This window comes from Bradyrhizobium sp. B117 (assembly GCF_038969555.1).
Classification (GTDB): domain Bacteria; phylum Pseudomonadota; class Alphaproteobacteria; order Rhizobiales; family Xanthobacteraceae; genus Bradyrhizobium.
Genome location: NZ_CP152414.1, coordinates 9,105,197 through 9,129,585 on the forward strand (window position 1 = coordinate 9,105,197; position 24,389 = coordinate 9,129,585).

The window sequence follows — 24,389 nt, forward strand, 5'->3', positions numbered from 1 at the left end:
GAGCCGCTATTTCAGTACATGAAATATCGCTGCGCCATCGGCAGCACATCGGCGGGGGCGCAGGTGAGGAGTTCGCCGTCGGCGCGGACCTCATAGGTCTCCGGATCGACCTCGATATCGGGCGTGGCGTCGTTGTGGATCATGCTCTTCTTGGAGATCTTTCCGCGGGTGTTCTGGACCGCATAGAGCTTCTTCTCGATGCCGAGCTTTCGCGCGAGGCCGCCGGTGACCGCGGCTTTCGAGGTAAAGACGACGGAGGACGCGGTGCGCGCCTTGCCGAAGGCGCCGAACATCGGCTGGTAATGCACCGGCTGCGGCGTCGGAATCGAGGCGTTGGGATCGCCCATGGGCGCGGCAACGATGGTGCCGCCCTTGACGACGCAGTCCGGCTTGACGCCGAAGAAGGCCGGCGACCACAGCACGAGATCGGCAAGCTTGCCCTTCTCCACCGAGCCGATCAGCTTTGACACGCCGTGCGCGATCGCGGGGTTGATGGTGTACTTGGCGATGTAACGCTTGACGCGGAAATTGTCGTTGTCCTTGCCCTTGTCCTGCGGCAGCGACCCGCGCTGCTTCTTCATCTTGTCCGCGGTCTGCCAGGTCCGGATGATAACCTCGCCGAGCCGGCCCATGGCCTGCGAGTCCGAGGACATCATCGAGAGCGCGCCGAGATCGTGCAGGATGTCCTCCGCCGCGATGGTCTCCTTGCGGATGCGGCTTTCCGCGAACGCCAGATCTTCCGCGATCGAAGGATCGAGGTGGTGGCACACCATCAGCATGTCCAGATGCTCGTCGATGGTGTTGCGCGTGAAGGGCCGCGTCGGATTGGTCGAGGACGGCAGCACGTTCTTGAGCCCTGCGACCTTGATGATGTCAGGGGCGTGACCGCCGCCGGCACCTTCGGTGTGGAAGGCGTGGATGGTGCGGCCCTTGAAGGCCTTGATCGTGTCCTCGACGAAGCCGGATTCGTTCAGCGTATCGGAATGCAGCATGACCTGGATGTCGTAATCATCGGCCACCGACAGGCAATTGTCGATCGCGGCCGGCGTCGTGCCCCAGTCCTCGTGCAGCTTCAGCGCACAGGCGCCGGCCTTGATCATCTCGACCAGCGCAGCGGGACGCGAGGCGTTGCCCTTGCCGGAGATGCCGAGATTGACCGGGAAGGCATCGAACGACTGGATCATCCGCCCGATGTGCCACGGCCCCGGCGTGCAGGTCGTTGCGAAGGTGCCGTGCGAGGGACCAGTGCCGCCGCCCAGCATCGAGGTGACGCCGGACATCAGCGCGTGCTCGATCTGCTGCGGGCAGATGAAATGGATGTGGCTGTCGAAGCCGCCGGCGGTGAGGATCTTGCCCTCGCCCGCGATCACGTCGGTGCCGGGTCCGATGACGATGGTGACGCCGGGCTGGATGTCGGGATTGCCGGCCTTGCCGATCGCCGAGATCATGCCGTCCTTGATCGCGACGTCGGCTTTCACGATGCCCCAATGATCGACGATCAGCGCATTGGTGATGACGGTGTCCGCCGCGCCTTGCTTGTTGGTGACCTGCGACTGCCCCATGCCGTCGCGGATCACCTTGCCGCCGCCGAATTTCACCTCCTCGCCATAGGTGGTGAAATCCTTCTCGACCTCGATGATGAGGTCGGTGTCGGCGAGTCGCACCTTGTCGCCGGTGGTCGGGCCGAACATGTCGGCATAGACGCGGCGGGAAATCCTGGATGTCATTTTGAAGCCTTTGGTCTGTCAGAGGGCTTTCGGCACGCCGATTGAAATTCTGCTATTTTGTCGAGGCCGGATTTGATGCCACCCTGAATTGGAGCACCGCCGATCTTGAACTTGAAAATGCCGGTCTTCCTAAACAAGTCGAATGCCGGCGTATCCGCGCTGATCTGGAAGCTGTAACCCCATCCACTGGCGTCCGAACTGGTTATGGCATCGAGGGAGGATTTCTCAGGTCCAGGACTGAGCTCCACGGTCGGATAGCCATCATCGAGAACCAGTTTGGCAATCGCGGCGCGCTCGCTCTTGTCCTTGATGTCCTTGTCGACCTTCACGAGGTCGGATCCGGCTTTGCACTCGAAGTGCAAATAGCCGATCGCATCGGTCGCCTCGTTGGTGTCCGCCGTGTAGAGCATCAACGCGTCGCCGGTCAGTTTTACCAGACGCCACTCGACTTCATGTGCAATGACGGCGCCGGAGGTCCAGCCGAGGATCAACGGGCTCAGAACGAGGGAGTTGACAACCCGACGGATGTCAGAGGCTTGTCCCACAACTCGATTCTTCCTCGCCCTCACAGCAAAGCCCTCGCTGCTTTCACGGTATCGTCGAATTTGGTGTCGAGCCATGGATTGCCGCCGCGACAGCCGGCGACGACCTGCTCGGCCCAGCCGGTGTAGTCGGCGAGGTCCTCGCGCTCCTCGTTGGTCGGATCGGACTGAATCCGCGCGCCGATATTGCTGACCTTGTCGGCGATCTTGATCAGCTTGGCGCCCGGAGATTTGTGCGGAGCGTCCTCGATCTGCTTCTGCCGCCGCTCGGCTTTCGGCAGGCTCATGTCGTCGGTGCATTCGACGACGAGCGAGGCGACACGCTCGGAGAATGTCTGCGCGAGCTCCTCGCGTGTGGTGTCGGTGTCCTCGATCGCATCGTGCAGCCAGCCTGCCGCGACCAGCTCGGCATCGGCGCCGTCGGTCGCGCTCGCAAGCAGGTTCGCGACCTCGGCGAGATGATTGATATAGGGCTCGTTGCCGCGCCCCTTGCGCGCCATGCCGTTGTGGCGGCGCGCAGCGAATTCAGCAGCTTCGGAGATGAGGCGGATTGGCGACAGCATGTTTATTGCCCCTCCAGACCGTTGGGCGCAACATGCCATATCACTCCCGTCGGAGTGCACAGCATACCCCTCTCCCCAACCCTCCCCCGCAAGGGGGGAGGGAGCCTGACCGGCGTGCTCACCTCACCGTAGATCATGGCACCCATCTCGGCTTACGTCACAGCTTCCCCATGACGTCGCCGCGGAAGCCGTAGATGGTCTTCTTGCCGGCCATCGCGACGAGCTGGACGTCGCGGGTCTGGCCGGGTTCGAAGCGGACGGCGGTGCCGGCGGCGATGTCGAGGCGCATGCCGCGGGCTTTCTTGCGGTCGAACTTCAGCGCCGGGTTGGTCTCGAAGAAATGGTAGTGCGAGCCGACCTGGATCGGCCGGTCGCCGGTGTTGGCGACCGTCAGCGTCACGGTCTTGCGGCCGGCATTGAGCTCGATCTCGCCGTCCTGGATGAAGAGTTCGCCGGGGATCATGTCTGCTACCTCGTCTTGCTCCGCCGCGTCATGGCCGGGCTTGTCCTGGCCATCCACGTAGCGCCACCTGGTTCGAAGGTCGTGGATGCCCGGGACAAGCCCGGGCATGACGTCGTTGATACGATGTCGCGCCTCACCTGATCGGCTCGTGCACGGTGACGAGCTTGGTGCCGTCCGGAAAGGTCGCCTCGACCTGGATGTCGTGGATCATCTCGGGAATGCCCGGCATCACCTGGTCGCGGGTGAGCACCTGCGCGCCGGATTGCATCAACTCGGCGACGGTGCGGCCGTCGCGCGCGCCCTCGAGAATGAAATCGGAGATGATCGCGATCGCCTCCGGATGGTTGAGCTTGACGCCGCGATCCAGCCGGCGCCGGGCCACGATGGCGGCCATCGAGATCAGAAGCTTGTCCTTTTCGCGGGGAGACAGGTTCATGAAAATCTCTTCCGTTCAACGCATCAATTCAACCAGAGCCGCGGCAAGGCGGCACCGGTGCGCGCCAGCACGGCCATCATGTCGTCGCGCAAACTCGCCGCATCTTGGGCACAGAACCGCGCCATTGCAAAGCCATTCCAGGCGGAGATTCCGACCTCGCCGGAGAATGAATCCGAGGCCTCGCGGATTTTTTCGACCAGGGCCTCATCGCCAGGGACGATCAGCGCCGTGCCGATCGCGGCGCCGCCTTTGGCGATGGCGGACCGACCAAGTTTGGCGCCGATATCGCCGTCGAGCCTGACGGTCTCGGCGAACACCAGCCTGCCGCCGCGGCGTAGCCGCCAGCGGTCGACGAACTCGCCCTGCTCCATCCGCTCGCCCATCGCGGTGCGGCCGAATACGACAATTTCACAAAGCAGGAGCGAAGCGGCCTCGTCGAGCTCGATGTCGAAACGGCGATGGACCCGGGCGCGATCGAACAGGATCGTCTCCTGGGGCAGCCAGGCAAGATGCGCGCCTGCGGCGACCTTCAAGCCGATATTGAGCTGCGCGGCCGCGCCGGGCGCGCGATAGACCTTTTCGGCGGCCGCCGTGGTCAATGTCAGACGTGCAGCGTCGGCGGCCGAGATCTCGATATCAAAACGATCGCCGCCGGCAACCCCGCCGGCCGTGTTGACGAACACGCCGGAGAGCCCCTCGCCTTCCGGCGAGGGAAAGCGCACGCGCAAGGAGCCGGACTCATGCAAGGCGCCGCGCCGCGTGACGCCATCGCGCGCATGCACGTCGAAGCGCACCGCGCCGCGGGCGCGGTTCGCCTCGAAAACTCCTGATGTGACTGATAGCTCGCTGCGCATCCGCCTCCCCAGCCGGTCGCGGCAAATTCCCGGGCTACAGCGCCATCTGGCGGCTGATCTCGCTCGGGTCGAGATTGGAGCGGTCGCAGGTGAACTTCACCGCGCCGCGATCCATCACGGCAAAACTGTCGCCGAGTTCGCAGGCAAAGTCGAGATATTGTTCGACCAGCACGATGGCGATGTTGCCGAGGTTGCGGAGATACGAGATGGCGCGGCCGATGTCCTTGATGATCGAGGGCTGGATGCCCTCGGTCGGCTCGTCGAGCAGCAGCAGTTTTGGCCGCATCACCAGCGCGCGGCCGATCGCGAGCTGCTGCTGCTGGCCGCCGGAGAGGTCGCCGCCGCGGCGGCCGAGCATGGATTGCAGCACTGGAAACAGGGAGAACACGTCGTCCGGAATGTGCTTGTCCTCGCGCTTGAGCGGGCCGAAGCCGGTCTTGAGGTTCTCCTCGACCGTCAAGAGCGGAAAGATCTCGCGGCCCTGTGGCACGAAGCCGATGCCCTTGCGGGCGCGCTCATAGGGCTTGAGGCCGGTGATGTCGCTGCCGTCGAGCACGATCGCGCCCGACGAGATCGGATACTGTCCGACCATAGCGCGCAGCAGCGAGGTCTTGCCGACGCCGTTGCGCCCGAGCACGCACGTCACCTTGCCGGGCTCGGCCGAGATCGAGACGCCGCGCAGCGCCTGCGCCGCGCCGTAGAACAGGTTGATGTCCTTGACCTCAAGCATCGCTCAGCGTCCCAGATACACTTCGATGACCCGCTCGTTGGACGAGACCTGGTCGATGGTTCCTTCCGCCAGCACCGTGCCTTCGTGCAGGCAGGTGACCTTGACGCCGAGCTCGCGCACGAAGGTCATGTCGTGCTCGACGACCATCACGGTGTGGGTCTTGTTGATCTCTTTCAGGAGCTCGGCGGTGAGATGCGTCTCGACGTCGGTCATTCCCGCGACGGGCTCGTCGACGAGGAGCAGCTTCGGATCCTGCGCCAGCAGCATGCCGATCTCGAGCCATTGCTTCTGGCCGTGGCTGAGGCTGCCAGCGAGGCGGTTGCGCGCGTCGGTGAGGCGGATCGTCTCCAACACCTTGTCGATGCGCTCGGATTCCGCCTTGCTGCCGCGCCAGAACAACGTGCCCTTGACGCTGTGGTCGACATTGAGCGCCAACAGCAGATTGTCCTGCACGGTCTGGCTCTCGAATACGGTCGGCTTCTGGAATTTGCGGCCGATACCGAGCTCGGCGATGCGGGTCTCGTCGAGCCGCGTCAAATCGGTGACGCCGTCGAACAGCACGGTGCCCTCGTCCGGCTTGGTCTTGCCGGTGATGATGTCCATCATCGTGGTCTTGCCGGCGCCGTTCGGGCCGATGATGGCGCGCATCTCGCCGGGCCCGAGCGTCAGCGACAAATTGTTGATGGCGTGGAAGCCGTCGAACGAGACGTGCACGCCGTCCAGGTAAAGCATCGCGGAAGTCGCGCGGGTGTCCATGACGTTCATCGCGTTACTCCGCCATCTTCGGTTGGGTGACGCCGTCTTCGGCCGCAGCGCTCGCCGTGGTCGCGGCGCGCTTTTCCTTCGACTGGTCCCACCAGGCGTTGAAGGTGCCGACGATGCCCTTCGGCAGCAGCAGCGTCACCAGGATGAACAGCGCACCCAGCATGAACAGCCAGTACGGCGCGAGCACGCCCGAGGTGAAGAACGTCTTGGCGTAGTTGACGACGACGGCGCCGAGCGCAGCGCCGACCAGCGTGCCGCGGCCACCGACCGCAACCCAGATCACCGCCTCGATCGAATTGCCGGGGGCGAATTCGGATGGATTGATGATGCCGACCTGCGGCACGTAGAGCGCGCCGGCGACGCCGGCCATGCACGCCGACACCGTAAAGACGAACAGCTTGTAGGATTCGACGCGGTAGCCGAGGAAGCGCGTGCGCGATTCCGCATCGCGCACGGCGATCAAGACCTTGCCGAGCTTGGACGAGACGATGGCACGGCAGATCAGGAAGCCCACGATCAGCGCCAGGCAGCTCAGCGCGAACAAGGCGGCGCGGGTGCCCTCCGCCTGCACGTTGAAGCCCAGGATGTCCTTGAAGTCGGTGAGGCCGTTATTGCCGCCAAAACCAAAGTCGTTGCGGAAGAAGGCAAGCAGCAGCGCATAGGTCATCGCCTGCGTGATGATCGACAGGTACACGCCGGTGACGCGGGAGCGGAAGGCGAGCCAGCCGAAGCAGAAGGCGAGCAGGCCGGGCACAACCAGCACCATCAGCGCCGCGAACCAGAACATGTCGAAGCCGTACCAGTACCAGGGCAGCTTCTCCCAGTTCAGGAACACCATGAAGTCGGGCAGGATCGGATTGCCGTAAACGCCGCGGGTGCCGATCTGCCGCATCAGATACATGCCCATGGCGTAGCCGCCGAGCGCGAAGAAGGCGCCGTGGCCGAGCGAGAGGATGCCGCAATAGCCCCAGATCAGATCGATCGCGAGCGCGAGGATTGCGTAGCAGACATATTTGCCCCAGAGCGCGACCAGATAGGTCGGCACCTGCAGGAACGAGCCTGCCGGCAGCAGCAGGTTGGAGAGCGGGATGAGGATGCCGCAGGCCGCGACGATCGCGAGGAAGATGGTCGCGCCGCGGTCCAGCGATCGGGTCAGCATGTGAGGGGTCATGCTTCCACCGCACGGCCCTTGAGCGCGAACAATCCGCGTGGGCGCTTTTGAATGAACAGGATGATGAGAACGAGGATCGCGATCTTGCCGAGCACGGCGCCGGCGACCGGCTCCAGGAACTTGTTGGCGATGCCGAGCGTGAAGGCGCCCACCAGCGTGCCCCAGAGATTGCCGACGCCGCCGAACACCACGACCATGAAGCTGTCGATGATGTAGCTCTGGCCGAGATTGGGGCTGACATTGTCGATCTGCGACAGCGCCACGCCGGCGATACCGGCAATGCCCGAGCCGAGGCCGAAAGTGAGCGCGTCGACCCGCGAGGTCGCGATGCCCATCGAGGCCGCCATGCGGCGGTTCTGCGTCACCGCGCGCATCTCGAGACCGATCGCGCTGTAGCGCAGCATCGCCAGCAGGATCGCGAACACGGCGAGCGTGAAGCAGAGGATCCAGAGCCGGTTATAGGTGATGGTGATCTGGCCGAGTTCGAAGGCGCCGCTCATCCAGGAGGGGTTGCCGACCTCGCGGTTGGTCGGGCCGAACATGGTACGCACCGCCTGCTGCAGCACCAGCGACAGGCCCCAGGTGGCAAGCAGCGTCTCGAGCGGACGACCGTAGAGGAAACGGATGATGCTGCGCTCGATCAAGACGCCGATGGCGCCGGCAACCAGAAAGGCGAGCGGCACGGCGATCAGCAGCGAATAGTCGAACAATGCGGGATAACGCGTGCGGATCACCTCCTGCACCACGAAGGTGGTGTAGGCCCCTATCATCACCATCTCGCCATGGGCCATGTTGATGACGCCCATCACGCCGAAGGTGATGGCAAGGCCGATCGCGGCGAGCAGCAGCACCGAGCCGAGCGAGAGGCCGTACCAGGCGTTCTGCACCGTGGACCAGACCGCAAGCGAAGACTGGATCGAGCTGATCGCGCTGGCCGCGGCCTTGGTCACCGAGGCCGGCTGGTCGCCCATGCCGGTGAGCAGCGCCAAGGCCTCCTGGTCGCCGCGCGCCTTGAGGGTGGCGACCGCCTCGAGCTTCTCGACCTCGCTGGCATCGGACTTGTACAGCAGGATCGCCGCGCGGGCTTCGCCGAGCGCAGCCTTGACGGATTTGTTGGTCTCCTTGGCGAGCGCGGCATCGACCGCATCGAGCGCGGTCTCCTCGTGCGACTTGAAGACGGATTGCGCGGCCTGGAGGCGCGTCGCTAGGTCCGGCGATTGCAGCGTCAGGCTGCCGAGCGCGGCGTCGACGCTGCGGCGCAGGCGGTTGTTGAGACGCACCGCGCTCGCGCTGTCGGGAACGCTGGCGACGGGCTCTCCCGTCGCGGCATCGATCGACTTGCCGTCGGTGTCGGTGACGTAAACCTTCTTGCTGTCGGGGTCCGCCATGAGGCGGCCGTCCTGAAGCGCGCTGATGATGGGGAACGCCAGCTTGTTGCCGCTGGCCGCGACAACGCCGATCGCCTCATCGGTATCGGAAAAATCGTCGTTGGCGAACTTGGCGACCGCGTCCTCGAACGGACCGGCGAAGGCCGGCAGTGCGAACGCGACCAGGAATAGCGAGAGAACAAACGAACAGAGACGTGCGGACAGAATGGTTGGCACTGTGAATCACCCCGGCAGAAGTGGGGAGAAGGCGGCGGAATAGCCGCCTCCTCCCGTCGTGCAATGAACCTTCAGATCCGGATCAGGAGCCCGAGCCGAGGCACTTGTTGGTCTTGGTGTTGAAGTTGCCGCACTTCTTGCCGACCCAGTCGCCGATCAGGTCCTTGGAGCCGTCAAGCTCCTTCGACCAAGCATCGCCGGCCACGAGGCCCGGGGTCTTCCAGACCACGTCGAACTGGCCGTTCGCCTTGATCTCGCCGATGAACACCGGCTTGGTGATGTGGTGGTTCGGAAGCATCTTGGAGGTGCCGCCGGTCAGGTTCTTGGCTTCGATGCCCGGGAGAGCGTCGATCACCTTGTCCGGATCGGTCGACTTCACCTTCTCGACCGCCTTGACCCACATGTCGAAGCCGATCACGTGCGCTTCCATCGGATCGTTGGTCACACGCTTCGGATTCTTGGTGTAGGCCTGCCAGGCCTTGATGAACTTCTCGTTCTCCGGCGACTTGATCGACTGGAAGTAGTTCCAGGCGGCGAGGTGGCCGAGCAGCGGCTTGGTGTCGATGCCGGCGAGCTCTTCCTCACCCACCGAGAACGCGACGACCGGGATGTCCTTGGCCTTGATGCCCTGGTTGCCGAGCTCCTTGTAGAAGGGAACGTTGGCGTCGCCGTTGATGGTCGAGACCACCGCGGTCTTCTTGCCGGCCGAGCCGAACTTCTTGATGTCGGCCACGATCGTCTGCCAGTCGGAATGACCGAACGGCGTGTAGTTGATCATGATGTCTTCCTGGGCGACACCCTTGGACTTCAGATAGGCTTCCAGGATCTTGTTGGTGGTGCGCGGATAGACGTAGTCGGTGCCGGCGAGCACCCAGCGCTTCACCTTCTCGTCCTTCATCAGATAGTCGACGGCGGGGATCGCCTGCTGGTTCGGCGCAGCGCCCGTGTAGAACACGTTACGCTCGGACTCTTCGCCCTCGTACTGCACGGGGTAGAACAGGATGTTGTTGAGCTCCTTGAACACCGGGAGCACCGACTTGCGCGACACCGAGGTCCAGCAGCCGAACACGACCGAGACCTTGTCCTTGGTGATCAGCTCGCGGGCCTTCTCGGCGAACAGCGGCCAGTTCGAAGCGGGGTCGACGACGACGGCCTCGAGCTTCTTGCCGAGCACGCCGCCCTTCTTGTTCTGCTCGTCGATCAGGAAGAGGATCGTGTCCTTCAGCGTGGTTTCGCTGATGGCCATGGTGCCGGACAGGGAATGAAGCACGCCGACCTTGATGGTGTCGTCCGCGGCCTTCGCACCGGAAATGGAAGCCAGGCCGAGCATCAGGCCGGCGGTCGCGGCGAGCACGCCGCGGCGGCTGAATGATGCCGCTATATCGTGAGTGGATTTGCTAAACATGATTGTCTCGTCTCCCTGACGCAGGCGTGAATACGCTGCGAAACGGCCCCACGGCCGCCTGCGATTAACGGAATCGCAAGAACCATGCCATGCTTGAGGCACCCATCAAGCTTTTGTTATTGCTTGGAAAATCATCAGAAATCGAAGTTTCGCCGCAGTCATATCGCCTAAATATCAGGCAATTGAAATGTATGCGAAAGCGGCAGGCAGATGATTTTGTAAGCAAAATGCGGCTTCTGGCTAAATTTCCGGCATAACTATTTCTGCACCGCAATCGTTGTTTCGGGCGCGCTTGCCTTGAAAGCGCCCCCTCGATGTTCCATATGAACGGCCGAGACCTCTTGCGAATCAAAGGGGTCGTAGCGAGCCGCGTGTTCTTAAGCCCCCTTCGGGCCTCTGGCTTGCCCCATATCTCCCAAGCCATCCGACACCCCAAACACGCAGGTGTCTTCTCGACACCCTTTTGCGCGCGCCGCGCTAGATGCGCCGGGCGTCCGCTTTTGACATGGAAAGAACCCGTCTTTTGACTTCGTTTCAGGACTTCGGCCTCGCCGAACCCATCGCCCGCGCTCTTCGCGAAGAGAATTACGTCACTCCCACCCCGATCCAGGCCCAAACCATTCCGCTGGCGCTGACCGGCCGCGACGTGGTCGGCATCGCCCAGACCGGCACCGGCAAGACCGCGTCCTTCGCGCTGCCGATCCTGCATCGTCTGCTCGAGAACCGCATCAAGCCGCAGCCGAAGACCGCCCGCGTCCTGGTGCTGTCACCCACCCGCGAGCTCTCGGGGCAGATCCTCGACAGCTTCAACGCCTATGGCCGCCACATCCGCCTGTCCTCGACGCTCGCCATCGGCGGCGTGCCGATGGGCCGACAGGTCCGTTCCCTGATGCAGGGCGTCGACGTGCTGGTCGCGACCCCAGGCCGCCTGCTCGATCTCGTGCAGAGCAACGGGCTGAAGCTTTCGAGCGTTGAGTTCCTCGTGCTCGACGAGGCCGACCGCATGCTCGACATGGGTTTCATCAACGACATCCGCAAAATCGTCGCCAAGCTGCCGATCAAGCGGCAGACGCTGTTCTTCTCGGCCACCATGCCGAAGGACATCGCCGAGCTTGCCGATTCCATGCTGCGCGACCCCGCCCGCGTCGCGGTGACCCCGGTCTCCTCGACCGCCGAGCGGATCAACCAGCGCATTCTCCAGGTCGATTTCTCGGCCAAGCCGGCTTTCCTGACCAAGCTGCTGAAGGACGAAGAGATCAACCGCGCGCTGGTCTTCACCCGCACCAAGCACGGCGCCGACAAGGTGGTGAAGACGCTGGCCAAGGCCGGCATCGCCGCCAACGCCATCCACGGCAACAAGTCGCAGAACCACCGCGAGCGCACGCTGGCGCAGTTCCGCTCCGGCGAGATCCGCACCCTGGTCGCCACAGACATCGCCGCCCGCGGCATCGACGTCGACGGCATCAGCCACGTCATCAATTTCGACCTGCCAAACGTGCCCGAGACCTATGTCCACCGCATCGGCCGCACCGCGCGCGCCGGCGCCGACGGCACCGCGATCTCGCTGGTCGCCGGTGGCGAGGAGCTCAGCTATCTCCGCGACATCGAGCGGCTGATCAAGGTGGCGCTGCCGCGCGAAGATCTTCGCACCGACGCCGGCCGCCGCGATGCGGGTCCCCCGGCGCCGCAACAACGACAGGGCCGGCCGGGCGGCCGCCCGGGCCAGCGTCCGCAGGGCGCACGGCACGGTGACGGACGGCGTACCGACGAAAGGCATGCCGACGGCCGACACCACAGCGCCGGCAGGCAGGGCGAAGGACGGCATGTCGACGGACGGCCCGGCGAAGGACGCCATGTCGAGGGCAGACCTGTTGATGGCAGGCCCGGTGAAGGCCACAAGGCCTCCAAGGGGTCTCGCCGTCGCCGCGGTTCCGGTGGTAAGATGAACTCCTCACCAACCGATCGGTCGGAACAGCGTCCCGCGCATAGCGCAGGCAAGCCTGATGGAATACAAGGCGTTGCCTTTTTGCGCCGCGAGAGTCGTCCCGCCGGTCGACCGAACCGCAATCCTCATTCGCACTAGCCGTCCACGACTGGAGACAACCACATGGCTAAGGAAGAGCTGATCCAGTTCGAAGGACTGGTCACCGAAATCCTCCCCGACGCGCGCTACCGCGTGCAGCTCGACGCCGGACACGAGATCGTCGCCTACACCGCCGGCAAGATGAAGAAGAACCGCATCAAGACGCTGGCGGGCGACCGCGTGACGGTGGAGATGTCGCCCTACGACCTCGAGAAGGGCCGGCTGATTTTCCGCCATAAGGACGAACGTCCTGCAACGGCCGGTGGACCGCCGCGAGGCGGGCCGCAGCGCGGCGGTCAGTTCCGCCGCCGCTGATCGACTCCGTCGCGCGAGCGCGGAATTAAAATTCAAGTCTGTATGCTGATCCGCCGTGCGCATCGCGGCGGATCAAAAAATCGTGCACGTCAGGATTGTTCTGAGGCCCTATTTCCAATAAAATGAATTAATCGATTTTCGGCCGGACGACATTAGCATCCACCGGTACAGCCGGTTCAGACACGCTGACGACCCTTCCAAAAATTCGATCTAACCTGCCTGCGCGAGCGGGCTTTTACATTGTGTGTATCTGAGAAGGGACGCCCCCATGAGCATGGGAACCGTGAAGTGGTTTAACGCAACCAAGGGCTATGGATTCATTGCGCCCGACGACGGCGGCAACGACGTGTTCGTTCACATCAGCGCCGTCGAGCGCGCCGGCCTCGGCTCGCTGCGCGAAGGCCAGAAGATCTCCTACGAGATCGTGGCCGACCGCCGTTCCGGCAAGCAGGCAGCCGACAACCTCCGCGCCGCCGGCTGAGTTACCGCTCACGGCCAAAAGGCTCGAGCGAACACGTCAGCAAATCGACAAGTCAGACAAAGTCAAAAAAAAGGCCGGGCGTAGCGCACGGCCTTTTTTCATATTCGCGCCCGCGCGCAGATTTCAGCACGACGACGGTACGTTGTTGTAGGGAACGCAGGTGGTCTGCCGCGGCCGCGTGTAGGCAACATCGCTCAGCGGCAGGCTCGACTTCAACACGTAGCCGATCGTGGGTGAGTAGGTGTAGCTCGCCTCACCGAGAATGAGGTAGGTCGACGGAACCAGGAGCGTCGCGGGGATTATCGAGGTGACCTTATCGCCGGCCTTCCGGGCAGAGGTCGCCAGCGTCGCTTGCGTCGCTCCGCTCGCAATGGTGCCGGCCTTACTCCACTGCACCGTGGCGATGCTGTCGGTATCGATGTAGATCTGCGAGATCGTGCCCTTCACGAGAGTACCGTCGTAAGGCTGGATGATCGATATGCTTGCCGTGAACGTGTCCAGCATGTCGCTATCGGCGAGCTTGACCGACTGCGACGTCAAATCGGACAGGGTTCGTGCGATCAACGTGATCTTGCGATCGATCGCCACGGCCGACGAGAACTCGACGGTGCCGAAGAACATCACCAGCATGACCGGAACGATGACGGCGAACTCGGTCGCCGCGAGTGCGCGCCTGTCGGCGACGAACTCGCGCACGGAGCTACGGGCATTCCTCCAGATATTCGCAATCGCCTGCATTGGTCAGCTCGGATCCATCTGTCTCAGAACGGTTCGTTCTTGAATGCGGCGGTCGCCGCCAGCAACCGCTTGTTGCCACACCCCATGTTGAAGCCGAGCCCGGTGACGATGAGCGGCCACTGATAGAACAGGCGCACCACGACGACCTGGCCGGAGCCTCCGGGACTGTACTGCACGCCGCTTGGGCTGAAGCTGCAGGAATCGCCATAATTGGTGAGGCTCAACGCTCCGAACGAGCCCGCGCTCACGACGTCGATGGACAGCTTGCTGCAATCAAACAACGCCGGGATCTGGCTGCAGACGAAGGTCTTGAATGTCGCCTGCGAACAGGGAGTGCTCACGCCGGATACCGCGCAGGCCGTCACCGTGCCGGATTGCGCCTGCCCGGTCAGCAACACGCGGGCGGAATTCTGCGTGACCGTTTCGAGCACCTGGCCTGCGAAGAACATGATCGCCACCTCGATGATGGCGAACAGCAGCGCGAAGAAGATCGGTGCGACCAACGCAAACTCGACGGCGGCGGAGCCGCGGCGGTTGCGGCGAAACCGGCGCAACGCGGCGAGCAGCGTCAACCTCGTAGGTGCAGGCGATGGCATCGCGTCAAATTCCCCAGCAGCGGACGATCATCTGCCGCGATCAATAGCGGAAACTGATTGTTTAAGTGTTTCAGGCGATCCGCACCCGCCGGACCGCACCGTTAACGGCGCGCTAACCATGAGCGACTCGCGGAGACGAGGCTCGCCGCAAGCGAACGTTGCGGGCAGGACCAGCGATCCTGCCCGGGCAAATCGTGCCGGTTCGTCTTGCTAGTTGGTTTTGGCGGGGCCACCACCACCGCCGCCGGCATTGCCGCTGGCAGTGCTGCTCAGCGAACCGGCCTGGCTCATGGTGTTGTTGAAATAGGTGTCGCTGTCGCCCAGCGTCACGCGGCGCTGGCAAAGCGGCATGCAGCTGTAGGACTCGCGCTCGATCCCGCGGTAGACGGTGACGAGCCGGTCGCTCGGGCCTTCAACCTGGATCTGGCGGTCGACCAGGATCTCGCCGCCCCGGTCGAGCGCAATGAAATTGGTGGCGCCGTAGCCCTTTCCGGTCACGACGATCATGCCGCCGGGCTGGAGCGTGACGTCTGCGATCAGGGGATTGCCGACCACGATGGTCGCCACCTTGCCCGGAAGCCGGACCAGCTTGGCCTGGTCGACATTGACCGCGATGGTATCGGCAGTCGGCTCGGCAAGGCCGGCAGAAGGCGATGCCAGCACCGCGGCCGCAACCAGAAGACAGACGCGCGCCTGACGGCGCAGCAACTCTTTACGCATACTCTTACCCCCGGGACGTCACAAACCGGCAGAAGCGAACAGATAACAGCGGAGCCGGTGCCCGACCCGGCTAACCTGCCTTTAATTCGTGAACGTTCCGCAAATTCGCCGACCATTGTTTGAACGGACTGGCATTTTGCGGCCCGCGAGGGTCCCGGACCCCGCCTCTAGCGCCGGAACGGATAGGCGAGCTGGCCGGCGATCTCCTTCGGCATGGTCGCTTCGTCCTTGCCGTAATCCTTCGGCAGCTCACCCTTCGGCATGCGGAAGGTGCCGAACAGCACGTCCCAGACCGGGAAGGTGCCGGCGAAATTGGTGTCGCCGCCTTCCTCGAGCGACGTGTGGTGCCAGCGGTGGAACACCGGCGTCGCCAGCACGTATCTGAACGGCCCGAAGGTCCAGTTCAGGTTGGCGTGCACGAAGGCCGAATGGAAGGTGGTGAACGGACCGACCCAGATCATCACGTTCGGCGAGATGCCGGCCATCAGCAGCACGACGTCGACGCCGATCGTGCCGAGCACCAGATTCACCGGATGAAAGCGGGCCGCCGAGATCCAGCTGATCTCCTCGGAGGAGTGATGGATGGCGTGGTATTTCCAGAACTCGCCGCCGTGAAACAGCCGATGCAGCCAGTACAGCATGAAGTCGGCGAGCACCAGGAATAGCACGCCCTGCACCCAGAGCGGCAGTTGCGAGAGCGGGCCGTGACCGTTGTCGTAGAAGGCGATCAGCTCGTCGGCGTCGTGGATGTTGAAGACGATGCCGGCGGTGACGATCAACAGCCCGATCCGCATGGTGCGGGCGAATACCGGAACGAAGAACCAATAGCAGATGTCGGTGACGATCTCCCGCTTGCGCCACCACGACGGACCGGGATTGCAGGCCCAGAAATGTTCGAGCACCGTGAAAACCACCGCGAGTGCGAAGGTGACGGGGATCACCTTCTCGATGGTCTCGCCAAGCATCAGGGCGACTTGCATGGGCAGGCTCGACATCGTCGCCTCTCTTCTTAACTCTCGTCTCGCTTAGGCCTACTCCGCGAAATTTAAGGGAGGGTGAAGCCGACGCGGCGCATGCGGCAGGTCCGGAACCGACGCGAATTGGAGCTTGCTCTTAAGGCGACATTCACTCTGGCCAAAAGCGACGTGCAGGACGCGTGTTTGCGCGATCGAATTAACTCTACCGAAAGAGCTCGGCTCTCATGTTCGGCGCGTCAACGACCGCGCCGAACGAGGCGAACACACACCAGATGGAGTTACGTTCATGAAGAATCTGATTGCGCGTTTCGCGAAGGACGAATCCGGCGCCACCGCCATCGAATACGGTTTGATCGCCGCCGGCATCGCGCTGGCCATCATCACCGTCGTCAACAACCTCGGCAGCACGATGAACACCAAGTTCGGCTCGATCAGCTCCTCGCTGAAGTAAGCCCCCGAGATACGACGGCAAAAGCCCCGGACCTCCGGGGCCTTTGTTTTTTCGAAGACGGCGAGTTCCAGTGGCGTTGCGCAAGTACAGAACCGATGCCGCGGTCGCGGCGAACGAGGCCGAGGCGGCACAGACCGGCTCGCCGGCCTATTGGGTCTGCCTTGCGCTGCTGCTTGCGACGATCGCGCTCGCCGCGCGCATTGCCAGCTTCTGGTGAACGCGCTTTCGGCGGACTTCTGCCCCCAAGGCCGCGGCCGTCGTTGTCGGTTTGTTTAGCACTGCCGGCTAGCATCGCGCGAAGCCCGATCCCGCGACGAACCCAGGCTCAAGAACAGGCCTCAAGACGCCCATGATCCTCGACCTTGCGCGCCTTCTGCTCTTTCCGGCCCTGATGGCCTTCGCCGCAGCGAGCGATCTCTTCACGATGACGATCTCGAACCGCGTGTCGCTGGCGCTGATGGCGGGCTTCTTCGTGCTCGCTTTCGCCGGTGGCATGGCGCCTTACGAGATGCTCAGCCATGTCGGCGCCGGCGCGCTGCTGCTGGCCGTGGCCTTCACCTGCTTTGCGATGGGCTGGATGGGCGGCGGCGACGCCAAGGTCGCAGCTTCCGTCGCGCTGTGGTTCGGCTTCGCGCCCCTGATGGACTTCCTGCTCTACGCCTCGCTGTTCGGCGGTGCGCTGACGCTGCTGCTGCTCCAGTTCCGGCAATGGCCGCTGCCCTTTGGCCTTGCCGGCCAGGCCTGGCTTGCACGGCTGCACGACAAGGAAACCGGCATTCCCTACGGCATCGCGCTCACGCTTGGCGCGCTGATGGTCTATCCGGAGACCGAGTGGGTGAAGGCGATCGACCTTACTCACTTCGCACTGCGTTGAACACGCCGGGTAAACCAGGCGTTAAGGCGATTTAGATACGCCTCATTAACCATGCTTTGACGAATAGCTGGTCAACTGCCGATTACGGGCGGCGGCAGCGTCGCGGCGTTTTGTTGGAAAGTGAAGCGTATGAATAGGGCACGCATTGTCGTCCTGACGGTTGCCATCTGCGCCGGCGGCGTCGCCGCGTATCTGGCGAGCGGCTCGGACAATTCTGCGCCGATTCAAGTGGCGCAAGCCCCGCAGCTTCCGACCGTCGACGTCCTGGTGGCCAAGAACGACATCGGCCTCGGCCAGACCGTGAAGCCGGACGACGTGCAATGGCAGACCTGGCCGGCCGCGACCGCCAGCCCCACCTTCATCCGCCGCAACGAGCGTCCCGAGGGCGCATCCCAGGTGACCGGCTCGATCGCGCGCGCGCCTTTCATCCAGGGTGAGCCGATCCGCGACCAGAAGCTGGTGAAGGCCGAGGGCTCCGGCTTCATGGCGGCCATCCTGCCGACCGGCATGCGGGCGATCTCGACCGAGATCTCGCCGGAGACCGGCGCGGGCGGCTTCATCCTGCCCAACGATCGCGTCGACGTGCTTCTGACCCGCCGCCTGAAGAACCCCGACCAGAGCAGCGGCGCGCCCGATATCGTCACGTCCGAGATCATCCTGTCCAACGTCCGCGTCCTCGCTATCGACCAGGCTCCGAAGGAGAAGGACGGCCAGAACACGGTGGTCGGCAAGACCGTCACGCTCGAGCTCAATCCGGCGCAGACCCAGGCGCTCTCATCGGCCCGTCAGGCCGGAACGCTGTCGCTGGCGCTGCGCAGCATCGCCGACGTCAAGATGAGCGAGATCACGCTCGACGATTCCTTGCAGAAGCGCGATGGCGTTTCGATCATTCGCTACGGTATCCCGAGCTCGACCGCGAAGGCACGATGAGGACTGTCGATATGAAATGCAGGGCAGATTTGGCGACGATGCGAACCTCACTGGTCCGCGCCCTGTCGTTCTCGGCCGCTCTTGCGCTGACGCTGAACCCGGTGATCGCCGCCGACTACCGCCCCGTGGCGCCGGTCGCGGCCGACGGTCAGATGAACGCGCGCTTCCTCTCGCTCGGCGTCGGCAAGTCCGTCGTGATCGACCTGCCGCGCGACATCAAGGACGTGCTGGTCGCCGACCCCAAGATCGCCAATGCGGTGGTCCGCTCGGCGCAGCGCGCCTACATCATCGGCGCCTCGGTCGGCCAGACCAACATCGTGTTCTTCGATTCCGCCGGCCAGCAGATCGCGGCCTATGACATCGCCGTCAAGCGCGATCTCAACGGCGTGCGGGCCGCATTGAAGCAGGTCCTGCCGAACGCCGACATCCAGATCGACGGGCTCGGCGACGGCGTCGTGCTGAGCGGCACGGCGGCGAATCCGGTGGAAGCGCAGCAGGCCAACGATCTCGCCGCGCGCCTCGCCGGCGGCGCTGATAAGGTACTGAACTCGATCGTGATCCGCGGCCGCGATCAGGTCATGCTGAAGGTGACGGTCGCCGAAGTCCAGCGCAACATTGTCAAGCAGCTCGGCATCGACCTTTCGGCAAACCTCAATTACGGCACCTCGGTGGTGAACTTCGCCAACACGAACCCGTTCTCTGCGCTTGGCCATAACCTCGTGGACGGCAACAGCCTGAGCGCCAAATTCGGCGCCACCCCCTCGGTGCAGGCCACCCTGCGTGCGATGGAAGCCGCGGGCGTGATCCGCACCCTGGCCGAGCCGAACCTGACCGCGATCTCCGGCGAATCGGCAACATTCCTCGCCGGTGGCGAATTCCCGGTTCCGGGAGGCGCGCCCTCTTGCGCACCTAGCCCGGGGGGAGCCTTTCTCTGTACTCAAACGGTCACGTACAAGAAATTCGGCATTTCGTTGAATTTCACGCCGGTCGTGTTGAGCGAAGGGCGTATCAGCCTGCATGTGATGACGGAAGTATCAGACGTGTCGATGCAGAACGCGATCACCCTTGGCGGAGTTACCATTCCTTCGCTCACCACCCGCCGGGCCGAGACCTCGCTGGAAATTCCTTCCGGCGGCGCCATGGCAATGGCCGGCCTGATCCAAAACCAGACCAAACAGGCGATCAACGGACTGCCCGGCATGATGCAGCTTCCGGTCCTCGGTACGCTGTTCCGCAGCCGCGATTTCGTCAACAACGCGACCGAGCTGGCCGTGATCGTGACCCCTTATATCGTGCGCGCCGTGGCGCAGAAGGACTTGTCGCGGCCCGATGACGGCTTCGCAGCGCCCGCCGATCCACAGGCCGAGCTGATCGGCAACATCAACCGCATCTACGGCGTGCCCGGCCGGACCGAACCGGCCAAGAATTACCGCGGCACTTACGGCTTCATTACCGACTGAGGCGGAACGGGGACTTCACGATGATGACAAGACCACCCCAGCTTCGCAAACGCGCCATCCGCCTCGGTGGCGCGCTCGTCGGCATGGCGCTCGCGCTCGGCGGCTGCCAGCACGACGAGGTGACGACCGCCTCGATTCCCGACGACTACAAGCAGCGCCATCCGATCGCGATCGAGGAGCAGAACCGCTCGATCGTCGTCTTCGTCGGCCATGCCCGCGGCGGATTGACCGCCGCCCAGCGCGCCGACGTGATGGGCGTCGCGTCGGCCTGGCTGCATGAAGGCACCGGTGCGATCCGCATCGACGTGCCGTCCGGCACGCCCAATGCGCGTCCGGTCGGGGAGACGATGCGTGAGATCCAGGCCATGCTGGCAGGAGCCGGCATTCCCCCGCGCGGCATCAACGTTCGTCCGTATCAGCCGGAAGACAGGCGCTTCCTGCCGCCGATCCGGCTCACTTATTCCAGGATCGCCGCGGTCGCGGGCCCCTGCGGCCTGTGGCCGGAGGATATCGGCCCCTCGATGAAGAACAAGGGCTGGTTCGAGAACAAGGACTATTACAACTACGGCTGCGCCTATCAGCGCAATCTGGCGGCGATGGTCGACAATCCGTCGGATCTCGAGCAGCCGCGGCCTGAAACACCGCCCTACACAGCGCGTCGCATCACGGCCTTCGAGAAATACCGCAAGGGAACGACGACGGCGACGACCTATCCCGAAGCCGACAGGGCCAAACTCAGCGACACCGGCAAATGATCAGCTACGCTCGCCAGACCCAAGAAGAGCAGCCGGAGGCCCCGCCGCCGGTCGAGGAGCATATTGCGCCCGCGCCGCGTGTCTCGGTCCAGGCCTTCTGCGAGACCGTGGAGACTGCGGCCGCGGTGCAGTCGGCCGGCGAGGATCGCCGTCTCGGCAAGGCCCATCTGAAGATCCAGATGGGCGGCATGGCAGCCGCGATCGAGGCCTACCGCTCCGCACCGACACCGAACGTGATCGTGCTCGAGAGCGACGGCCGCAACGATCTCCTGGGCGGGCTCGACCAGCTCGCCACCGTCTGCGACGCCGGCACCCGCGTGGTCGTGATCGGCCGCATCAACGACGTCATGCTCTACCGCGAGCTGGTGCGCCGCGGCGTCAGCGATTACGTGCTCGCGCCGGTCGGCCCGATCGACGTCGTCCGCTCGATCTGCAACCTGTTCTCGGCGCCGGAAGCCAAGGCAGTCGGCCGCATCATCGCCGTGGTTGGCGCCAAGGGCGGCGTCGGGGCATCCACCATCTCGCACAACGTCGCCTGGGCGATCGCGCGCGACCTCGCGATGGACGCGGTGGTCGCCGATCTCGACCTTGCCTTCGGCACCGCCGGGCTCGACTACAACCAGGACCCGCCGCAGGGCATTGCCGATGCCGTGTTCTCGCCTGACCGCGTCGACACCGCCTTCATCGACCGCCTGCTGTCGAAATGCACCGACCATCTCAGCCTGCTGGCGGCGCCGGCGACGCTCGACCGGGTCTATGATTTTGGCACCGACGCCTTCGATGCCGTGTTCGACACGCTACGCTCCACCATGCCCTGCATCGTGCTCGACATCCCGCACCAATGGTCGGGCTGGACCAAGCGCGCCCTGATCGGAGCAGATGACATCCTGATCGTGGCGGCGCCCGACCTCGCTAACTTGCGCAACACCAAGAACCTGGTCGATCTGCTCAAGGCCTCGCGCCCCAACGACCGGCCGCCGCTTTACTGCCTGAACCAGGTCGGCATCCCCAAACGGCCCGAAATCGCGGCGGCAGAGTTCGCCAAGGCGATCGAGAGCCAGCCGGTGGTCTCGATCCCGTTCGAGCCGCAGATCTTCGGCTCGGCGGCCAACAACGGCCAGATGATCGCGGAGATCTCCGCCAACCACAAGTCGATCGAGATGTTCCTTCAGATCGCCCAGCGCCTGACCGGCCGTAGCGAAACGAAGAAACAAAAGTCGTCCCTGCTTTCACCGCTGATTGAGAAGTTGCGGGGAAAATAGGCCGCCGCATGGAGTCGTTAAGTGTTCGGTAAGCGTAGCGGAACAGACACCGACCTTCGGGCCCCCAAGCCCGGCGCCGTGTCGCCAGAGCCTGCCCAGGCTCCGGCGCCCGCCGTGTCGCGCGCGCCGACCCCGCCGGCCGTCGCCTCGCCGCCGCTTGCCCCTGCCAAAGCCCCGCCTCCTCCGGCCATGGAGAGCCGCCGCTCGGACAATTATTACGAGGTCAAGGCCACCATCTTCGGGGCGCTGATCGAGGCCATCGACCTCGCCCAGCTCGCCAAGCTGGATTCGGAATCGGCGCGCGAGGAAATCCGCGACATCGTCAACGAGATCATCGCGATCAAGAACATCGTGATGTCGATCGCCGAGCAGGAAGAGCTGCTCGACGACATCTGCAACGACGTGCTCGGCTACGGCCCGCTCGAGCCCCTGCTGTCGCGCGACGACATCGCCGACATCATGGTGAACGGCGCCAACACCGTCTACATCGAGGTCGGCGGCAAGATCCAGCGCACCGGCATCCGCTTCCGCGACAACCAGCAGCTGCTCAACATCTGCCAGCGCATCGTCAGCCAGGTCGGCCGGCGCGTCGACGAATCCTCGCCGATCTGCGACGCGCGTCTCGCCGACGGCTCCCGCGTCAACGCCATCGTGCCGCCGCTGTCGATCGACGGCCCCGCACTCACCATCCGCAAGTTCAAGAAGGACAAGCTGACGCTGGATCAGCTCGTCAAGTTCGGCGCGATCTCACCGGAGGGCGCCGAGATCCTCCAGATTATCGGCCGCGTCCGGTGCAACGTGCTGATCTCCGGCGGTACCGGCTCGGGCAAGACCACGCTGCTCAACTGCCTCACCAACTACATCGAGCACGACGAGCGCGTCATCACCTGCGAGGACGCCGCCGAGCTCCAGCTGCAGCAGCCCCATGTGGTGCGGCTGGAGACCCGGCCGCCCAACATCGAGGGCGAGGGCCAGGTCACCATGCGCGAACTGGTGCGCAACTGCCTGCGTATGCGCCCCGAACGCATCATCGTCGGCGAGGTCCGCGGACCCGAGGCGTTCGACCTGCTCCAGGCCATGAACACCGGCCATGACGGCTCGATGGGCACGCTGCACGCCAACAACCCGCGCGAGGCGCTGTCGCGCTGCGAATCCATGATCACGATGGGCGGCTTTTCGCTTCCTTCGCGAACCATTCGCGAGATGATCTGCGCCTCGATCGACGTCATCATCCAGGCCGCGCGCCTGCGCGACGGCTCGCGCCGCATCACCCACATCACCGAGGTGATGGGCATGGAAGGCGACACCATCATCACCCAGGACATCTTCCTCTACGACATGGTCGGCGAGGACGCCAACGGCAAGATCATCGGCCGGCACCGCTCGACCGGCATCGGCCGTCCGAGGTTCTGGGAGCGGGCCCGCTATTATGGCGACGAGAAACGCCTTGCCGCCGCGCTCGACGCTGCGGAAGTGGCGCCGAAGACGTAACCAGGTCAGCGCGCCATGAACATGCAGGTCCTCGCCCTCGCCTTCCTCGCCACCGCCGCCGTCGGCGGTATCGCCTGGGTCTTTCTCTATCCGCTGCTATCGGGGGAACGGAAGGCCGAAAGCCGCCGTGCCTCGATCGCGCGCGCCGAGGCGCCGACCGCGCGCCAGGCCGAGAAGACGCAACGTTCGCGCCGCGAGCAGGTCGAGACCACGCTCAAGGATCTCGAGGCACGGCGCCTCCAGGAAAAGAGCGCCTCGCTCAGCGTGCGCCTGTCGCAGGCGGGGCTCGACTGGACGCCGCAGAAATTCTGGATCGTGTCCGCCGTCGTGGCGGGCGTGTGCTTCGCCGCCGTTATGTTCGCCGGCGGCGGCCTGCTCGGCGCCGGCGGCTTCGCCTTTGCCGCCGGCTTCGGCCTGCCGCGCTGGGCGCTCGGCTTCCTGAAGAAGCGCCGCGAAACCAAGTTCCTGCAGGCGCTGCCCGACGCGGTCGACGTCATCGTGCGCGGCATCAAGGCGGGCCTGCCGCTGTTCGAATCGATCAAGGTCGTCGCCGCCGACTCACCGGAGCCGCTGCGCAGCGAATTCCTCGCCATCATCGAGACGCAGGCGATCGGCATGCCGCTCGGCGAGGCCTGCTCGCGGCTGTACGAGCGCATGCCGCTGCCGGAAGCCAATTTCTTCGGCATCGTGGTGTCGATCCAGCAGAAATCGGGCGGCAACCTCTCCGAAGCGCTCGGCAACCTCTCCAAGGTGCTGCGCGACCGCAAGAAGATGAAGGAGAAGATCCAGGCGATGTCGATGGAAGCCAAGGCCTCCGCCGGCATCATCGGTTCGCTGCCGCCGATCGTGATGTTCCTCGTCTATCTCACGACGCCGCAATACATCTCCCTGCTTTGGACCCATCCGACCGGCCAGTTCATGCTGGTCTGCTGCGTCATCTGGATGTCGATCGGCATCATGGTGATGAAGAAGATGATCAATTTCGACTTCTGACGG

The 24,389-nt window shown here is 64.1% G+C and carries 27 protein-coding genes; 12 read left to right on the forward strand and 15 right to left on the reverse strand.

Translation table 11 applies throughout. The features are described 5' to 3' along the window. Positions 1-11: 11 nt before the first annotated feature. From ureC to urtA, 11 genes are all read right to left on the reverse strand, one after another. Positions 12-1,727 carry an urease subunit alpha gene (gene ureC / locus AAFG16_RS43285; protein ID WP_342735116.1) on the reverse strand — a complete coding sequence of 572 codons (1,716 nt, stop codon included), beginning with the start codon at positions 1,725-1,727 and terminating at the stop codon, positions 12-14. Then, a complete protein-coding gene (locus tag AAFG16_RS43290; RefSeq protein ID WP_342735118.1) occupies positions 1,724-2,272 on the reverse strand; it encodes a hypothetical protein in 549 nt (182 codons plus the stop codon). Before AAFG16_RS43290 ends, ureC begins: the two co-directional genes overlap by 4 nt. A 20-nt stretch (positions 2,273-2,292) precedes the next feature. Continuing rightward, a complete protein-coding gene (locus tag AAFG16_RS43295; protein WP_283082274.1) occupies positions 2,293-2,832 on the reverse strand; it encodes an HD domain-containing protein in 540 nt (179 codons plus the stop codon). 157 nt (positions 2,833-2,989) lie between these two features. After that, positions 2,990-3,295 carry an urease subunit beta gene (locus AAFG16_RS43300; RefSeq protein WP_026202067.1) on the reverse strand — a complete coding sequence of 102 codons (306 nt, stop codon included), beginning with the start codon at positions 3,293-3,295 and terminating at the stop codon, positions 2,990-2,992. Positions 3,296-3,428: 133 nt separating this feature from the next. Next, the gene (locus AAFG16_RS43305; RefSeq protein ID WP_007605424.1) at positions 3,429-3,731 is read right to left on the reverse strand and encodes an urease subunit gamma; all 303 of its coding nucleotides are present in this window, start codon (positions 3,729-3,731) and stop codon (positions 3,429-3,431) included. A 23-nt stretch (positions 3,732-3,754) separates the two neighbouring features. Further along, complete coding sequence (locus AAFG16_RS43310; protein ID WP_342735121.1) at positions 3,755-4,585, reverse strand: urease accessory protein UreD; 831 nt, start codon at positions 4,583-4,585, stop codon at positions 3,755-3,757. Between the two features lie 34 nt (positions 4,586-4,619). Continuing rightward, positions 4,620-5,315, reverse strand: coding sequence for an urea ABC transporter ATP-binding subunit UrtE (gene urtE / locus AAFG16_RS43315; RefSeq protein ID WP_027561193.1), 696 nt, complete (start codon positions 5,313-5,315; stop codon positions 4,620-4,622). Positions 5,316-5,318: 3 nt separating this feature from the next. Next, positions 5,319-6,080 (reverse strand): urea ABC transporter ATP-binding protein UrtD, encoded by a 762-nt coding sequence (gene urtD / locus AAFG16_RS43320; protein WP_283082277.1) that lies wholly within the window; start codon positions 6,078-6,080, stop codon positions 5,319-5,321. A gap of 4 nt (positions 6,081-6,084) precedes the next feature. Then, the gene (urtC, locus tag AAFG16_RS43325) at positions 6,085-7,251 is read right to left on the reverse strand and encodes an urea ABC transporter permease subunit UrtC (RefSeq protein WP_283082278.1); all 1,167 of its coding nucleotides are present in this window, start codon (positions 7,249-7,251) and stop codon (positions 6,085-6,087) included. After that, positions 7,248-8,855: an urea ABC transporter permease subunit UrtB gene (gene urtB, locus AAFG16_RS43330; RefSeq protein WP_283082279.1), complete on the reverse strand. Its 1,608-nt coding sequence runs from the start codon at positions 8,853-8,855 to the stop codon at positions 7,248-7,250. The genes urtC and urtB overlap by 4 nt, the downstream gene beginning before the upstream one ends. Before the next feature lie 82 nt (positions 8,856-8,937). Next, complete coding sequence (gene urtA, locus AAFG16_RS43335) at positions 8,938-10,260, reverse strand: urea ABC transporter substrate-binding protein (protein ID WP_283082280.1); 1,323 nt, start codon at positions 10,258-10,260, stop codon at positions 8,938-8,940. Between the two features lie 481 nt (positions 10,261-10,741). Here urtA and AAFG16_RS43340 point away from each other — a divergent pair, with 481 nt between their 5' ends. The 3 genes from AAFG16_RS43340 (at position 10,742) to AAFG16_RS43350 (ending at position 13,139) form a co-directional block, all read left to right on the forward strand. Then, positions 10,742-12,343: a DEAD/DEAH box helicase gene (locus AAFG16_RS43340; protein WP_051378230.1), complete on the forward strand. Its 1,602-nt coding sequence runs from the start codon at positions 10,742-10,744 to the stop codon at positions 12,341-12,343. A 24-nt stretch (positions 12,344-12,367) separates the two neighbouring features. After that, positions 12,368-12,658, forward strand: a complete 291-nt coding sequence (gene infA / locus AAFG16_RS43345; RefSeq protein WP_008546913.1) for a translation initiation factor IF-1 — start codon at positions 12,368-12,370, stop codon at positions 12,656-12,658. A 268-nt stretch (positions 12,659-12,926) separates the two neighbouring features. Continuing rightward, positions 12,927-13,139 carry a cold-shock protein gene (locus tag AAFG16_RS43350; protein ID WP_283082282.1) on the forward strand — a complete coding sequence of 71 codons (213 nt, stop codon included), beginning with the start codon at positions 12,927-12,929 and terminating at the stop codon, positions 13,137-13,139. A 123-nt stretch (positions 13,140-13,262) separates the two neighbouring features. Here AAFG16_RS43350 and AAFG16_RS43355 read toward each other — a convergent pair whose 3' ends face one another. From AAFG16_RS43355 to AAFG16_RS43370, 4 genes are all read right to left on the reverse strand, one after another. Further along, positions 13,263-13,877 carry a TadE/TadG family type IV pilus assembly protein gene (locus tag AAFG16_RS43355; RefSeq protein ID WP_283082283.1) on the reverse strand — a complete coding sequence of 205 codons (615 nt, stop codon included), beginning with the start codon at positions 13,875-13,877 and terminating at the stop codon, positions 13,263-13,265. Positions 13,878-13,900: 23 nt separating this feature from the next. Continuing rightward, a complete protein-coding gene (locus AAFG16_RS43360; protein ID WP_283082284.1) occupies positions 13,901-14,473 on the reverse strand; it encodes a TadE/TadG family type IV pilus assembly protein in 573 nt (190 codons plus the stop codon). Between the two features lie 210 nt (positions 14,474-14,683). Continuing rightward, a complete protein-coding gene (locus AAFG16_RS43365; protein ID WP_342735130.1) occupies positions 14,684-15,193 on the reverse strand; it encodes a pilus assembly protein N-terminal domain-containing protein in 510 nt (169 codons plus the stop codon). Positions 15,194-15,360: 167 nt separating this feature from the next. After that, positions 15,361-16,188, reverse strand: a complete 828-nt coding sequence (locus AAFG16_RS43370) for a sterol desaturase family protein (protein WP_235543292.1) — start codon at positions 16,186-16,188, stop codon at positions 15,361-15,363. Between the two features lie 268 nt (positions 16,189-16,456). Here AAFG16_RS43370 and AAFG16_RS43375 point away from each other — a divergent pair, with 268 nt between their 5' ends. The 9 genes from AAFG16_RS43375 (at position 16,457) to AAFG16_RS43415 (ending at position 24,386) form a co-directional block, all read left to right on the forward strand. After that, entirely contained in the window at positions 16,457-16,621 is a 165-nt protein-coding gene (locus tag AAFG16_RS43375; protein ID WP_008546920.1) for a Flp family type IVb pilin, read from the forward strand. 70 nt (positions 16,622-16,691) lie between these two features. After that, the gene (locus AAFG16_RS43380; protein ID WP_283082286.1) at positions 16,692-16,838 is read left to right on the forward strand and encodes a hypothetical protein; all 147 of its coding nucleotides are present in this window, start codon (positions 16,692-16,694) and stop codon (positions 16,836-16,838) included. Positions 16,839-16,970: 132 nt separating this feature from the next. Further along, positions 16,971-17,495 (forward strand): prepilin peptidase, encoded by a 525-nt coding sequence (locus AAFG16_RS43385; RefSeq protein WP_283082287.1) that lies wholly within the window; start codon positions 16,971-16,973, stop codon positions 17,493-17,495. A 129-nt stretch (positions 17,496-17,624) separates the two neighbouring features. Further along, entirely contained in the window at positions 17,625-18,425 is an 801-nt protein-coding gene (gene cpaB, locus AAFG16_RS43390; protein ID WP_283082288.1) for a Flp pilus assembly protein CpaB, read from the forward strand. 11 nt (positions 18,426-18,436) lie between these two features. Next, positions 18,437-19,885 (forward strand): type II and III secretion system protein family protein, encoded by a 1,449-nt coding sequence (locus AAFG16_RS43395; RefSeq protein ID WP_342735135.1) that lies wholly within the window; start codon positions 18,437-18,439, stop codon positions 19,883-19,885. A gap of 20 nt (positions 19,886-19,905) precedes the next feature. After that, entirely contained in the window at positions 19,906-20,640 is a 735-nt protein-coding gene (locus tag AAFG16_RS43400; RefSeq protein WP_283082290.1) for a CpaD family pilus assembly protein, read from the forward strand. Next, positions 20,637-21,902 carry an AAA family ATPase gene (locus AAFG16_RS43405; protein WP_283082291.1) on the forward strand — a complete coding sequence of 422 codons (1,266 nt, stop codon included), beginning with the start codon at positions 20,637-20,639 and terminating at the stop codon, positions 21,900-21,902. The genes AAFG16_RS43400 and AAFG16_RS43405 overlap by 4 nt, the downstream gene beginning before the upstream one ends. 21 nt (positions 21,903-21,923) lie before the next feature. Next, positions 21,924-23,393, forward strand: coding sequence for a CpaF family protein (locus AAFG16_RS43410; RefSeq protein WP_283082292.1), 1,470 nt, complete (start codon positions 21,924-21,926; stop codon positions 23,391-23,393). Positions 23,394-23,408: 15 nt separating this feature from the next. Further along, complete coding sequence (locus tag AAFG16_RS43415; protein ID WP_283082293.1) at positions 23,409-24,386, forward strand: type II secretion system F family protein; 978 nt, start codon at positions 23,409-23,411, stop codon at positions 24,384-24,386. Positions 24,387-24,389: the final 3 nt, after the last annotated feature.

Coding starts and splice junctions, on each gene's coding strand:
- ureC (WP_342735116.1), bottom strand. CDS start 1,727: ATGACATCCAGGATTTCCCGCCGCGTCTATGCCGACATGTTCGGCCCG.
- AAFG16_RS43295 (WP_283082274.1), bottom strand. CDS start 2,832: ATGCTGTCGCCAATCCGCCTCATCTCCGAAGCTGCTGAATTCGCTGCG.
- AAFG16_RS43300 (WP_026202067.1), bottom strand. CDS start 3,295: ATGATCCCCGGCGAACTCTTCATCCAGGACGGCGAGATCGAGCTCAAT.
- AAFG16_RS43305 (WP_007605424.1), bottom strand. CDS start 3,731: ATGAACCTGTCTCCCCGCGAAAAGGACAAGCTTCTGATCTCGATGGCC.
- AAFG16_RS43310 (WP_342735121.1), bottom strand. CDS start 4,585: ATGCGCAGCGAGCTATCAGTCACATCAGGAGTTTTCGAGGCGAACCGC.
- urtE (WP_027561193.1), bottom strand. CDS start 5,315: ATGCTTGAGGTCAAGGACATCAACCTGTTCTACGGCGCGGCGCAGGCG.
- urtD (WP_283082277.1), bottom strand. CDS start 6,080: ATGAACGTCATGGACACCCGCGCGACTTCCGCGATGCTTTACCTGGAC.
- urtC (WP_283082278.1), bottom strand. CDS start 7,251: ATGACCCCTCACATGCTGACCCGATCGCTGGACCGCGGCGCGACCATC.
- urtA (WP_283082280.1), bottom strand. CDS start 10,260: ATGTTTAGCAAATCCACTCACGATATAGCGGCATCATTCAGCCGCCGC.
- AAFG16_RS43340 (WP_051378230.1), top strand. CDS start 10,742: ATGCGCCGGGCGTCCGCTTTTGACATGGAAAGAACCCGTCTTTTGACT.
- infA (WP_008546913.1), top strand. CDS start 12,368: ATGGCTAAGGAAGAGCTGATCCAGTTCGAAGGACTGGTCACCGAAATC.
- AAFG16_RS43350 (WP_283082282.1), top strand. CDS start 12,927: ATGAGCATGGGAACCGTGAAGTGGTTTAACGCAACCAAGGGCTATGGA.
- AAFG16_RS43355 (WP_283082283.1), bottom strand. CDS start 13,877: ATGCAGGCGATTGCGAATATCTGGAGGAATGCCCGTAGCTCCGTGCGC.
- AAFG16_RS43360 (WP_283082284.1), bottom strand. CDS start 14,473: ATGCCATCGCCTGCACCTACGAGGTTGACGCTGCTCGCCGCGTTGCGC.
- AAFG16_RS43365 (WP_342735130.1), bottom strand. CDS start 15,193: ATGCGTAAAGAGTTGCTGCGCCGTCAGGCGCGCGTCTGTCTTCTGGTT.
- AAFG16_RS43370 (WP_235543292.1), bottom strand. CDS start 16,188: ATGTCGAGCCTGCCCATGCAAGTCGCCCTGATGCTTGGCGAGACCATC.
- AAFG16_RS43375 (WP_008546920.1), top strand. CDS start 16,457: ATGAAGAATCTGATTGCGCGTTTCGCGAAGGACGAATCCGGCGCCACC.
- AAFG16_RS43385 (WP_283082287.1), top strand. CDS start 16,971: ATGATCCTCGACCTTGCGCGCCTTCTGCTCTTTCCGGCCCTGATGGCC.
- cpaB (WP_283082288.1), top strand. CDS start 17,625: ATGAATAGGGCACGCATTGTCGTCCTGACGGTTGCCATCTGCGCCGGC.
- AAFG16_RS43395 (WP_342735135.1), top strand. CDS start 18,437: ATGAAATGCAGGGCAGATTTGGCGACGATGCGAACCTCACTGGTCCGC.
- AAFG16_RS43400 (WP_283082290.1), top strand. CDS start 19,906: ATGATGACAAGACCACCCCAGCTTCGCAAACGCGCCATCCGCCTCGGT.
- AAFG16_RS43405 (WP_283082291.1), top strand. CDS start 20,637: ATGATCAGCTACGCTCGCCAGACCCAAGAAGAGCAGCCGGAGGCCCCG.
- AAFG16_RS43415 (WP_283082293.1), top strand. CDS start 23,409: ATGAACATGCAGGTCCTCGCCCTCGCCTTCCTCGCCACCGCCGCCGTC.